At 72.6% G+C, this 12,495-nt stretch carries 10 protein-coding genes; 3 read left to right on the top strand and 7 right to left on the bottom strand.

Going from position 1 to position 12,495, the window contains the following annotated elements; all coding sequences use genetic code 11:
* The first annotated feature begins 156 nt into the window (after window positions 1–156).
* Complete coding sequence (gene murG / locus Q8Q71_RS14345) at window positions 157–1,242, top strand: undecaprenyldiphospho-muramoylpentapeptide beta-N-acetylglucosaminyltransferase (RefSeq protein WP_305760290.1); 1,086 nt, start codon at window positions 157–159, stop codon at window positions 1,240–1,242.
* On the opposite strand, the gene Q8Q71_RS14350 is transcribed toward murG, so the two are convergent.
* Window positions 1,239–1,721 carry a surface-adhesin E family protein gene (locus Q8Q71_RS14350; RefSeq protein WP_305760279.1) on the bottom strand — a complete coding sequence of 161 codons (483 nt, stop codon included), beginning with the start codon at window positions 1,719–1,721 and terminating at the stop codon, window positions 1,239–1,241. The two genes, murG and Q8Q71_RS14350, sit on opposite strands and share 4 nt — an antisense overlap.
* Window positions 1,722–1,768: 47 nt before the next feature.
* Between Q8Q71_RS14350 and Q8Q71_RS14355 the strand changes: the two genes are divergently transcribed.
* Window positions 1,769–2,491: a WecB/TagA/CpsF family glycosyltransferase gene (locus Q8Q71_RS14355; RefSeq protein ID WP_305760280.1), complete on the top strand. Its 723-nt coding sequence runs from the start codon at window positions 1,769–1,771 to the stop codon at window positions 2,489–2,491.
* Window positions 2,492–2,514: 23 nt separating this feature from the next.
* On the opposite strand, the gene smc is transcribed toward Q8Q71_RS14355, so the two are convergent.
* From smc to Q8Q71_RS14375, 4 genes are all read right to left on the bottom strand, one after another.
* A complete protein-coding gene (gene smc, locus Q8Q71_RS14360) occupies window positions 2,515–5,955 on the bottom strand; it encodes a chromosome segregation protein SMC (protein WP_305760281.1) in 3,441 nt (1,146 codons plus the stop codon).
* 14 nt (window positions 5,956–5,969) lie between these two features.
* Window positions 5,970–6,596, bottom strand: a complete 627-nt coding sequence (locus Q8Q71_RS14365; RefSeq protein ID WP_305760282.1) for a thioredoxin domain-containing protein — start codon at window positions 6,594–6,596, stop codon at window positions 5,970–5,972.
* Window positions 6,597–6,604: 8 nt separating this feature from the next.
* Window positions 6,605–7,258, bottom strand: coding sequence for a thioredoxin domain-containing protein (locus Q8Q71_RS14370; RefSeq protein ID WP_305760283.1), 654 nt, complete (start codon window positions 7,256–7,258; stop codon window positions 6,605–6,607).
* 101 nt (window positions 7,259–7,359) lie between these two features.
* Complete coding sequence (locus Q8Q71_RS14375; RefSeq protein WP_305760284.1) at window positions 7,360–7,926, bottom strand: DUF721 domain-containing protein; 567 nt, start codon at window positions 7,924–7,926, stop codon at window positions 7,360–7,362.
* Window positions 7,927–7,947: 21 nt separating this feature from the next.
* On the opposite strand from Q8Q71_RS14375, the gene mutY reads away from it, so the two are divergent.
* Entirely contained in the window at window positions 7,948–8,988 is a 1,041-nt protein-coding gene (gene mutY / locus Q8Q71_RS14380; protein ID WP_305760285.1) for an A/G-specific adenine glycosylase, read from the top strand.
* Here the strand turns inward: mutY and Q8Q71_RS14385 are convergent.
* Window positions 8,985–11,132, bottom strand: coding sequence for a glycogen debranching N-terminal domain-containing protein (locus tag Q8Q71_RS14385; protein WP_305760286.1), 2,148 nt, complete (start codon window positions 11,130–11,132; stop codon window positions 8,985–8,987). The two genes, mutY and Q8Q71_RS14385, sit on opposite strands and share 4 nt — an antisense overlap.
* Before the next feature lie 104 nt (window positions 11,133–11,236).
* Window positions 11,237–12,343: a glycosyltransferase family 4 protein gene (locus Q8Q71_RS14390; protein WP_305760287.1), complete on the bottom strand. Its 1,107-nt coding sequence runs from the start codon at window positions 12,341–12,343 to the stop codon at window positions 11,237–11,239.
* Window positions 12,344–12,495: the final 152 nt, after the last annotated feature.

Raw genomic sequence — 12,495 nt, forward strand, 5'->3', positions numbered from 1 at the left:
ATCAGACCATCCGGCGCCGGGTGGTGGGTGCAGACTTCAGGCCGGAGGGCCATCGGCGCCGCACAGTTCGCCCCAACCTCTGATCCTCGGGTCAAGCCCGAGGATGACGGAGGAGGGGTGGCGAGCCTGCGAGCAGTAGGGCAAACACAGCGGATGATATCCAGGGTCTGCGTCGTCGCCGCCGGGGGCACCGGCGGGCACATGTTTCCCGCCGAGGCGCTGTCGCGGGAGCTTCAGGCGCGGGGCTGGCGCATCGTGCTGGCCACTGACCATCGCGGCGAGAGCTACGCCCAGGCCTTTCCGGCCGAGGAGCGGATCGCGCTCGACGCCGCCACCGGCCGCGGCCCGATCGGCATGGCGAAGGCGGGGGTGGCCATCGCGCGCGGGGTGTTCAAGGCGCGGGCGGCGCTGAAGCGGCTGGACGCGGCGGTGGTGGTCGGCTTCGGCGGCTATCCGTCGGCGCCGGCCCTGCTTGCGGCGCTGAGCCAGGGCCGGCCGACGCTGCTGCACGAACAGAACGCCGTGCTCGGCCGCACCAACCGCTGGCTCAGCCCGTACGTCGGCGCGATCGCCTCGTCGTTCCCGAACCTGCGGATGGTTCCGCACGGGGTCGGCGCGCGGGTGACCCTGGTCGGCAATCCGGTGCGGCCCGACATCCGCGCCCTGTACGGCCGGCCCTGGGCGGCGCCGACGGCGCGCGGGCCGATCCATGTGCTGGTCACCGGCGGCAGCCAGGGCGCGCGCATCCTGGCCGGGGCCGCGCCGCGTGCGCTGGCGGCCCTGCCCGCGCCGCTGCGCAAACGCCTGCGGGTGCAGCAACAGGCCCGGCCCGAGACGCTGGAGGCCGCCCGCGCCATCTATCGGGAGGCCGGGATCGAGGCCGAGGCCGCGCCCTTCTTCGGCGACATGGCCCGGCGGCTGGCGACGACCCATCTGGTCATCGGCCGGGCGGGGGCCTCGACCTGTTCCGAACTGGCCGTGGCGGCCCTCCCGTCGCTGCTGATCCCGCTGAAGATCGCCATGGACGACCACCAGCGCTTCAACGCCGCCAGCCTGGCCGAGGCCGGCGGGGCGGAGGTCGTGCTGGAGGACGAGGCGTCGGTCGAGCGGCTGACGACGGCGCTGCAGGCCTTGTTGTCCGATCCGGCCCGGCTGGCGGCGATGAGCGCCGGCGCGCGGTCGGCGGCCCTGCCGGATGCGACGGCGAAGCTGGCGGACATGGTCGAGGCGGCGGCGCGCTAGTCCTGCGCCGCCAGCGCCGCCCGCCCGATCCGCACCGCGTCTTCCAGATTGTCGGCGTCCGCCTCGCCCGCCGAGGCGGGATCGCAGGCGACGGCCAGCAGTTCGGCCGCGTCCCCGCCCGGGGCGGCGGGGTAGGGCGGCTCGGCGTCGGGGGTGGAAGCGCCCTCCGCGCCGCCCTCGCGCACCGAGGCGAAATCCAGCCGGTCGGCGGTGCGGGCGCGGCAGTCGAAGGCCCACCACGACCAGCCACCCCAATACGTCTGGCCGGCGACCGTGAAGTCCTCTTCCGTCACCTGCAGCGACCGCATCCGCACGCGGTCGCCGTCGCGGCGGATCGTCGCCAGGTCGGCCAGCACCGCGAACCGGCCGACGCCGGTCAGCACCAGCCGGGGACCGTCCGGGGGCGCGGCCGATCGGGCGCAGGCGGGGGAGGCCAGCAGGATCGCGCCCAGACAGGCGGCTTCGATCGCGTTTTTCATGCCCCATCGTAACCGGGCGTTGACCGCGTGGCGAATACACTGCCGCCATGGCCCGCTTCATGACGCTCGATTTCGCCGACGGCGACCGGCCGCAGATGCTGGCCCGCGTGCTGGACATGGCGCGCGGGGCCTATGGCTATGTCGTCACGCCCAACGTCGATCATGTGGTCAAGCTGATGGACGGCCGGGTCGCCCGCGATGTCTATGAGGGCGCCGCGCTCAAGGTCTGCGACAGCCGCATCCTGAGCCATCTGGCGCGGCTGCGGGGTGTGGCGCTGCCGGTCTATCCGGGCTCGGACATGACCGCCGACCTGCTGGCCTCGCCGGCCGCGGAAGGCCTGACCATCGCCGTCTTCGGCCCCGACCGCGCGGCGTTCGACGCCCTGGCGGCCCGCTATCCGCGCCAGACGCTGAAGTTTCTCGAGGCGCCGATGCTGGTTCCCGGCGCGCTCGGCTGGCGGGCGGCCGTCGGCCACGCCGCCGGGGCCGAGTGGGACCTGCTGCTGGCCTGCGTCTCCTTCCCCAAACAGGAGCTGTTCGCCCACGCCCTGCGCGCGGCGGGGCGGTCGCATGGCGTGACGCTGTGCGTCGGGGCGTCGGTGGACTTCCTGACCGGCCGCCAGCAGCGGGCGCCGCGGATTTTCCAGACGCTGTCGCTGGAATGGCTGCACCGGTTGCTGAGCCAGCCGCGCCGGATGTTCCGCCGCTATGTCATCGAGGGCCCGGCGATCTTCGGGTGGTTTCTCAGGACTGAGGTCATCGGGCGCTAGGTCCTCCCCCTTCAGGGGAGGATTTACGCCGCCACGATCTCTTCCGCCGTGGTCAGGTCCACGCTGACCAGCTGGCTCACGCCGCGTTCCGGCATGGTGACGCCGTAGAGGCGGTCCATCCGGCTCATGGTCACCGGATTGTGGGTGATGACGATGAAGCGGGTGTCGGTGCGTTTGCGCATCTCGTCCAGCATGCGGCAGAAGCGGTCGACGTTGGCGTCGTCCAGCGGGGCGTCGACCTCGTCCAGCACGCAGACCGGGGCCGGATTGGCGAGGAAGACGGCGAAGATCAGGGCCGCCGCCGTCAGGGCCTGTTCGCCGCCGGACATCAGGCTCATCACCGCCAGCCGCTTGCCGGGCGGGCAGGCGTAGATCTCCAGCCCGGCCTCCAGCGGATCGTCGCTCTCGACCAGCTTCAGCTCGGCCTGGCCGCCGCCGAACAGGGCCTCGAACAGGCTTTTGAAATTGTCGTTGATGACGTCGAACGCCGCCACCAGCCGCTCGCGGCCCTCGGCGTTCAGCTCGTCGATGCCGTCGCGCAGTTTGGCGATGGCGGAGGTCAGGTCCGAGCGTTCGACCCGCATGGTGTTGAGCCGGTCGCCGTATTCGACCGCCTCCTCCTCGGCCAGCAGATTGACCGCGCCCAGGGCCTCGCGCTCGCGCTCCAGGCCGTACAGCAGGCTCTCGGCCCCGGCCGCGTCGGGCGGGCGGGCGATGGCGTCGTCGGTCAGCTTCTGACCGAGCTCTTCGGGCGACATCTGGGCCGTTTCCCTGACGTTGGCCTCGGTCTCGGCCAGTCGTTCCGCGGCCCCCTCGGCCCGGGCCGCCAGCCCGGCCCGCGCCTCGCGCGCGGATGACGCCTCCGCCTCCGCCGCCCGGGCGGCGCGGTCGGCCTCGGCCGCCGCGCCTTCGGCCACGGCCAGGGCGTCGCCGGCCGCCCTGCGCCGGGTCTCGGCGGCGGTCAGGGCGTCGAGCAGAGACGAGCGTTGCGTCGCCAGCTGTTCGGGGGCGTCGGCGGCGACCTTCAGCCGTCCGGCCGTCTTCTCCGCATCCTTCTCCAGCGCCGCGATCCGCGCCGTCGCGTCCTTCGCCCGGGCGGCCCAGCCGTCGCGTTCGCGGGTCAGGCCGTCCAGCCGCGCCTGTCGGCCCGCGACCTCGCGCGCCTCGGCGTCGCGCTCGACCCGCGCCGTCGCCGCCGCGCCGCGCGCCGCATCGGCCGCCGTCCGCGCGGCCGCCAGCTCAGCGCGCAGGCCGTCGAGGGTCTCGGACGGGGCGTCGGTCCCCTGCGCCTCGGCCAGAGCCGCCCGCGCCGCCTCGACCTCGGCGTTCAGCCGGGTCAGGGTTTCGTCCAGCGCCTGGGCCCGGGCCTCCTTGCGCGCCTGTTCGCGCCCCAGGGCCTCGACCCGGTCGCGCGCCGCCGTCACGGCCTTGTCGAGCGGGAAGGGGGCGGCGCGGGCGGTCTTCACCGCCTCCTCGGCGGCGCGGAAGGCCTCGGTCGCGGCCTTGAGGGCCGTCTGCGCTTCCTCCAGGGCCGGCTTGCCCGCGTCGATCCCGGCTTCCAGTTCCGACAGCCGGGTCCGCTGGGCCAGGCGGACGGCGGCCGGGCGCGGCGCCTCGGCGCGCTGCACGAAGCCGTCCCAGCGCCACAGGTCGCCCTCGCGCGTCACCAGCCGGGCGCCGACGGGCAGGGACTTCGCCAGCCGCTCGATCTCGTCCGCGGGCGCGACGCCGCAGAGGGCGAGACGGGCCTTCAACTGGTCGGGGGCGGAAACGTGGTCGCCCAGCGGGGCGACGCCCGCCGGCCACGCCGGAGCCGGAACATCCGCCCCGGCCCAATAGGCGGCGGCGGCCTTGTCCAGAGCCGCGTCCAGATCGTCGCCCAGGGCCGCCGCCAGCGCCGCCTCATAGCCCTTGTCGGCCTGCACCCGGTCCAGTGCCGGCGGATACTCACGCCGGCCCTGGGCCAGCAGCTGGGCCAGGCCCCGCGCCTCGGTCTGCAGCCGGCCCAGCCGGTCCTCGGCCGCCCGCGCCGCCGTCCGGGCCTCGGCCTCGGCCCGCGCCCGGTCGCCGCGCTCGGCCTCCGCCGCCTCGACCGCCGCCCGCGCCGCCGCCAGTTCGGCCTGCGCCGCTTCCAGGGCCGCCCTGGCCGCCTCGATTTCCGGCGTGACCAGCGGTCCCAGCCCCGCGCGTTCGGCCTCGGCCGACGACAGCTGCGCCTCCGCCCGCGCCACCCGCGCCTCGGCGTCGCGCTTGCGGGCGCTTTCGGCGTTGACCCGCGCCTCGACCGAGGCCGCGGCGCCGGCGACGCGCTCGACCTCGGCGTCGGCGGCCTTGCGGGCGTCCTCGGCGGCGGCGAGGGCGGCTTCCAGTTCCGGCCCGCGCGTCGGGGCGCCGGCGATCTCCGCCGTCAGGATTTCCAGCGCCACGCCCAGCCGGGCCAGTTCGCCTTCCGCATCGCCGGCCATGGCGGTTTCGCGTTCGATGTCGGCGGCGATGCGGGCGGCCTCGGCGGTCAGGCGGTCGACCTCGGCGCGGGCGGCCTGCTCGGCCATGTCGAGGCGGTCGCGCTCCAGCGAGGCGCGATGCAGCAGGGCGCCGGCGACGGCGTCCTCCTCGCGGGCGGGCTTCAGCGCTTCCTGCGCGGCCAGGGCCGCCGTCTGGGCCCGGCTGGACGCCGTCGTCGCCTCGCCCACCGCCCGGTCGGCCTGGGCCAATTCCTGCGCCGCCGCCTCCGCCGCCACGCGGGCGTCGTTCCAGCGCACGAACAGCAGGGCGGCCTGCAGGGCCCGGATCTCGGCGGAAATCTTCTTGTACCGCTCCGCCTGTCGGGCCTCGCGCTTCAGCCGCGTCAGGGCGGTTTCCAGCTCGCGGCCGATGTCGTCCAGCCGCTCCAGATTGGCTTCCGCCGCCTTCAGCCGCAGTTCGGCTTCATGGCGGCGGGTATGCAGCCCGGCCACGCCGCCGGCCTCCTCGAGGATGCGGCGGCGGTTCTGGGGCTTGGCGGCGATCAGTTCGCTGATCTGGCCCTGCCGCACGAGAGCCGGCGAGTTGGCCCCGGTCGAGGCGTCGGCGAACAGCAGCTGGACGTCGCGGGCGCGCACCTCCTTGCCGTTGATGCGGTAGGTCGAGCCCTGGCCCCGGTCGATGCGGCGCGACACCTCCAGCATCGGACTGTCGGTGAACGGCTGGGGCGCCCGGCGCTGGGCGTTGTCGATGGTCAGCTGGACTTCGGCGTGGTTGCGCGGCGGCCGGTCGGCGGCCCCGGCGAAGATGACGTCGTCCATGCCCTGGCCGCGCATGGCCTTGGCCGAGTTGGCCCCCATGACCCAGCGCAGGCCTTCCAGCACATTGGACTTGCCGCAGCCGTTGGGGCCGACCACGCCGGTCAGGCCCGGCTCGATATGCACCTCGGCGGGGTCGACGAAGGACTTGAAGCCCACGAGCCGGAGGCGCTGGAACTGCATCGGCCCCTACGCGGTCACTGGCCCGCGGCGGCCGCCCGGATCGCGACCTCCAGCCCGCCCAGCGTGCGGTCCGTCACACGGCGTCCGTTGACGAAGAAGGCCGGAGTCGAATGAACGTCGGCGGCGTGCGCGCTTTCGATATCGCGAGTGATGGCCGCCCGGGTCGCGGGGGTCGTGACGCAGGCGTCGATCTGGGCTCGAGTCCGGCCGCTGACGGCGATGGCGGGGTTGTACCAGTCTTCCCGGTTTCCGCCCCGGAGCACCGCGGCCTGGCCGTGCATCAGGCTGGCGGCCACGTCGAAGAAGCGGTCAGGGGCCGCGCAACGCGCCAGGGCCGCGCCGGACAGGGACAGTTCCTCCGGCTGGGTGGGCAGGTTGCGGAACACGAACCGGACCTGTCCCGTATCGATGAAACGCTGCTTGAACGTCGGCCAGACCATCTCATGCCAGGCCGCGCAGACATGGCAGGAAAACGAGCCGTATTCGATGACGGTCACGGGCGCGTCGGCCCGGCCGATGCTGCGGTCCGCCGCCGTCGGCGGCGCGACCTGTTCGGTCGCGACCGCCGGGGCCGAGGCCGCGACGACGGGCGCCAGCAGGCCCAGCGCCAGGATCAGCAGGGATCGCCGCGGCGTCGTCACCGGAGCGATCAGCCCTTGGCCAGTTCGGCGTCGATGGCGCGCGACAGGTCTTCCATGGACGCCCCCTCGCCGCCGGGCGTCTCGATCTTGACGCCGTTGACGAAGAAGGCGGGCGTGCCCGTCACGCCGGCCTGGACGGCGGCCCGCTCACGCTCCTCGGCGGCCTTCAGGCCCTCGGGATCGGTGATGCAGGTCTCGATCTGCTGGTTGCTCAGGCCGGCGCCGTTGCCGACGCGGAACAGGGTGTCGCGCGGATTGACGCCCGCCTGCCATTCGCGCTGGCTGGACATGATGCCGTGGACGACGTCGAAGTACTTGTCCGCGCCGGCGCAGCGGGCGATCAGGAAGCCGGCCACGGCGACATTGGCCGGCGGGGTCGGCAGCTCGCGGAACACGAAGCGGACCTTGTCGGTGTCGACATAGGCGGCCTTGAACGCGGGCCAGGTCTCCTCCTGCCAGGCGGCGCAGTGGCCGCAGGTGACCGAGGCGTATTCGACCACGGTGACCTTGGCCCCCTCGGCGGCGCCCAGGGCCATGTCGCCGGTGGCGGCGGCCCCGGCGCCGCTGCCGCCGCAGCCGGCGAGCGTGGCCATGGCGGCCATGGCCGCGGCGGTCATCGCCGCGCGGCGGCTCATGGCGGCGTATTTGGTCTTGGCGCTCATGGCGTCGTCCTCAACTGGGGGCGGGATTTCGGAAGCATTGCGCGATTCCCCGCGAATACGCGCGCGTCACGACTTTCGAGAACAGAAACGGCGAAGTTTTGTCAACGGCCCGAACGGTCGCGGCCTTTTTCGGGATCGCCCAGAACGGCCCGTCCCAGCCGTTCCAGCGGGCCTTTCAACGCCTCCGGCGCCTGGTCGACGGCGGCCTTCAGGTCCGCCTCGTCGTGGGCCGACAGGGGCTGGAGGGCGGGCCGGCGCTTCGGCGGCGCGGCGATGTCGGACGGCGGCCGGACCGGCCCCTGGGCGATCCTCAGCCGGTCGACGCTGCCGGCGCCGAGGAACAGATTGACCCGCGCCAGGATGTCTTCCGACTGGTGCTGGACCAGCAGGGCCGCGGGGCCGGCCACGCGCAGTTCCAGCGTTCCGCCCGCGCCGCCGCGACCCTTCGTCAGCTTCTGCGGCCGGGTGACACGGGCCAGCCGGTCGCCGACGATCTCGCGCCAGCGCGGCTCCAGCGCCGCGGCCCCGCGCCCGAATTTGGCGTCCAGCTCCTTGATCAGCCCCTGCAAGGCCCGTCCGGCCCGGGGGGCGGGACGCGGGGCCGGACGCGTGCGCCGTCGCGACAGGATTTCTCGGACCTCGGCGTCTGTGGGCAGCGTGCGGGGCATTTCCGGTTTATAGCGCGGTCGATGTTCCCCGTCCCCATCGATGTCCCCATCGACGTCGCCGCCCTCCGCGCCGCCCTGCTGGCCTGGTACGACGCCCACCGGCGGACGCTGGTCTGGCGCGCGCCGCCGGGATCGTCGCCGCCCGATCCTTACCGCGTCTGGCTGTCCGAGGTGATGCTGCAGCAGACCACCACCGCGCACGCCACGCCCTATTTCCAGGCCTTCACCGCCCGCTGGCCCACCGTGGCCGACCTGGCCGCGGCCGGGGACGGCGACGTCATGGCCGCCTGGGCGGGGCTGGGCTACTACGCGCGCGCCCGCAACCTGCTGGCCTGCGCCCGCGCGGTGGCGGGGGACCACGGGGGCGTCTTCCCCAACACCGAGGCCGGGCTTCTGGCCCTGCCGGGGGTGGGCGCCTATACCGCCGCCGCCGTGGCCGCCATCGCCTTCGGCCGCCCGGCCAATGTGGTGGACGGCAACGTCGAGCGGGTCATGGCCCGGCTGTTCGCGGTCGAGACGCCGCTGCCCGCCGCCAGGCCCGAGCTGAAGCGGCTCGCCGCCTCGCTGGTCGCCGACGACCGCCCGGGAGACTGGGCCCAGGCCCTGATGGACCTCGGCGCCACCGTCTGCCGCCCCGGCACGCCGCTGTGCGAGGCCTGCCCGCTGACCCCGTGGTGCGCCGGCTACGCCTCGGGCCATCCCGGGCGCTGGCCGCTGAAGACGCGGAAGACGGACCGGCCGCACCGGACGGGCGTAGCCTGGGTGCTGCGGGACGGGGAGGGGCGGGTGGCGCTGGCGCGGCGGCCCGACAAGGGCTTGCTGGGCGGCATGCTGGGCCTGCCGACCTCCGACTGGGTTGCGAACGTCCCGGAAGCCGTGCCGCCAGCCGCCGCCGACTGGCGAGAGGCCGGCGCCGTCGAGCACGTCTTCACCCATTTCTCGCTGACCCTGTCCGTCCAGGTCGCCGAGGGCGCGGGCGACTTCCTCTGGACCGATCCGGAGGAGGCCCTGCGGTCCCTGCCGACCGTGTTCCGTAAGGCGCTGGAGCGGGGCCTGGCCTAACGGACGGTCCGGACCGAGACCGGGCCGTCACGGCGCTGCGGGATCACCACGGTGTGCAGCCCCATCTGCTGGAAGGCCAGGTCGACCACGCCGTCCCCGACCCGAAGGTTGGTGACATTCAGTCGGTCGATGCCGGCGGGCAGGACAGGGTCGTCGATCTCCACCGTCCCGGCGATGGCGTCGATGCCGATCCCGAGCGCCGACTGCAGCATCAGGAAGACCGAGCCCGCCGCCCAGGCCTGGGGCAGGCAGGCGACCGGATAGGCGATGGGCGGCTCGCCGGGGATCCGCTCGAAGCCGCAGAACAGTTCGGGCAGGCGCAGGTGGAAATGGGCGGCCGAGGCGTAGATCTCCCCCAGCAGAAGGGCCACGGCCCGTCGCTCGCCGTAGCGGGCCATGCCCGCCGCCGCCATGGCGGTGTCGTGGGGCCAGACCGAGCCGTTGTGATAGCTCATCGGATTGAAGCGGGCCTGGCCGGTGGCCAGGGTCCTTATGCCCCAGCCCGAGCGGAACTCGGCGCCCAGCAGCCGCTTGGTCACCCGTTGCGCCCGCTCCGCCGAGGGCAGGCCGGTGAACAGCAGGTGGCCGGCGTTGGAGCCGATCGACCGGCACTGCGCCCCGTCGCCGTCCAGGGCGATGGCGTAGAAGCCCTCGTCCTCCATCCAGAACCGGTCCTCGACCAGGGCGCGCGTCGCCTCGGCCCGCGCGGCCCATTCCGCCTCCCGCGCGTCGCCCGTCGCGGCGGCCAGCTCGGCCATCGCCCGCCAGGCGGCGTAGGCGTAGCCCTGCACCTCCAGCAGGGCGATCGGCCCCCTGGGGAAGCGCCCGTCGGTGTGGAAGATGGAATCCTCGGAGTCCTTCCAGCCCTGGTTCGACAGGCCGGTCTCGGCGCCGCGCTGGTAGCTGACCAGGCCGTCGCCATTGATGTCGCCGTGGTCCTTCATCCAGCCCGCCGCGGCGATCAGATTGGGCCACAGCTGGCGGATCAGGGCGAAGTCCCCCGTCCGCCGGGCGTAGGCGCCGGCCAGGGCCACAAACAGGCAGGTGGTGTCGACCCCGCCGTAATAGAGGCCGAACGGCACCTCCCCCAGGGCGCTCATTTCGCCGCCACGGGTCTCGTGCATGATCTTGCCCGGGGCGGAATCCTGGAAGGCCGAGACGTCGGTCGCCTGACGCATGGCCAGATAGGTCAGCACCCCCTTGGCCAGGCTCGGGTCCAGCCACAGCATCTGCCAGGCGGTGATGATCCCGTCGCGCCCGAACGGCGTCGAGAACCACGGCACGCCCGCATAGGGATAGGGTCCGGTCGGCAGGTCGGTGGTCAGCAGGGCCACGTCGGCCCGCGACTGGTCCAGCCAGTCGTTGAAGCGCGGGCTGCGCGGGCCCCTCAGCGAAGCCCCCCGGCGACGCCGCGTCCGCATCGCCAGCCGGGCCTGCACCGCGTTCTGCCGGTACCGCGCCTCGTCCGGAGCGTCACAGCTGTCGGCGCCGCACTCGACATAGAGGTCGCAGCGCCGGCCCATGGGCAGGCTGAACATGAACTCCGCCCGGCTTTCGCCCAGCCGCGCCGGCGGTTCGGAAAAGGCCAGGCAACTGGTCCGCACCACACCGTCGAGGCCCGAATAGCGGAAGGTCACGCGGCGGCCGTCGTGGGTCGGCGTCTCGACCTTCCCCCGGTGCTCCCGCAGCGTGCCCCTGACCTGGAAGATGTCGGCGAAATCGGCCGCGAAGTCGAAGGCCAGCGGCAACAGCACGTCCTCGACGCCGTGGTTGACCATGCGCACCCGCTCGAACATGCGCCGGTTCCGCACGAAGCGCCGTCGCTCGATGTGCAGCACCCCGGCCGGGGCCGAGCGCCCGCCCATCGGCGGCAGCGGCCGGTTGGTCGAATGGCAGGTGAAATAGACGTTGTCCTGGCTGACGCCCGAGCTCAGCCGTGACGGCCGCGCCAGCCCCATGGTCAGGACCAGCCGCGACAGCAGGCGGGTGTCGTGGTCGAACAGGCCGTCCGCCCCGCCCTTCATGTCGCCCCAGCCGTCGGCCACCAGAAAGGTGTCCGCGTCCTTCAGCGCCATCAACCGTTCCAGTCCGTCCGCTTCGCCGGTCTCCGCGGCGGTGGTCGCAACACTGTAGGCGTCGTCCATGGGGGCTCCGGGCGCGGCTCCGTCGGTGTCGTCAGGCTGGCTGCGGAATGCGAACGCTTGAGGGCGGCTTCCCGTTCATACGGCGCCGGACACGGGAAGGGATATCACGCCCCGAGCGCGAAGCTCCGTTCCTCGGTCGGCCGCAGGGGCGTCACCACGTCGGCCAGCGGCTCCTCGGCATAGGGCCGCCTGGCCAGCAGGTCGCCGTAGACGTCCAGATACCGCCGCGCCATCGCCGTGGCCGAGAAGCGCAGGTCGAACCGGGCCCGGATCGCCTCGCGGTCCAGCAGGCGGGCCCGGCCGGCCGCCGCCACCGCCTGCTCCAGCGTGTCGACGAGGAAGCCGGTCTTGCCGTCCTCGACGATCTCGGGGGTCGAGCCGCAGCGGAAGGCCACCACCGGCGTGCCGCAGGCCATGGCCTCGATCATGACGAGACCGAACGGTTCTGGCCAATCGATGGGGAACAGCAACGCAGCCGCGCCCGCCAGAAACTGCCGTTTCATTTCATCATTGACCTCTCCGGTGAGCTGGATTTGCTCTCCGTCGATCTGCGGTTCGAGTTTCTCCTTGAAATAGTTTCGTTCGCCCCGCGGTATCTTTGCGGCGATACGAAGCGGCATTTTGGCTGCGCGCGCAATCCGGATCGCGGCTTCCGGGCCTTTCTCGGCCGTCAACCGGCCCAGGAAGGCAAGATAGGAGCCGGGCTCGAAGGAGGGACGGAAAAGGTCGGCCGGCAAGCCGTGGTAAACCGTGCCCAGCCATTTTGCCTCTTTCAGCGGGAGGCGCTGATTGTCCGATATCGAAACGAACGGCGCGTCGGGAAAGCGCTGGACCACATTTGAAAAGCCCGGCAAGTCCATGCGCCCGTGGCAGGTTGTCAAAAAGGGCACGCCAAGTCGGCTGAGGAGCGGCAGGTGCAGCCAATCGATATGGATGTGAATGACATCAAATTCGGGCGCGTGCAGGGCAACCGCTTCCAACAGCGCTGCCTGGGCAACCATCGGGTCCGTCCGCGGGCGGCCGAGTCGAAGAGCCCGAGGCCAGACTCCATGAAGCTTGGCGGAGGTCTTCGAATCCGCGCTGGCGAACAGGGTCACCTCGTGCCCCATGCTTACCAGTTCATCGACCAGCCACGCCACTACACGCTCGGTGCCGCCGTAAAGCTTGGGAGGAACGCTTTCGGCAAGAGGCGCTACTTGGGCAATGCGCATCGGCTTTCCACCATTGAGGTTATCAGAGGTTCTCGAATCCAAAGCGATCAGACCACCGGCCGTTCGTATTCAGAAAGGAGATCGAACCAGTCCTCTAATAGCCGGCTCATCAGAAAATTCTGCCGCACGCTTTCTTTCGCCCGCGAACCGAC

Source organism: Brevundimonas sp. (assembly GCF_030704825.1).
In the GTDB taxonomy this organism is placed as follows: domain Bacteria; phylum Pseudomonadota; class Alphaproteobacteria; order Caulobacterales; family Caulobacteraceae; genus Brevundimonas.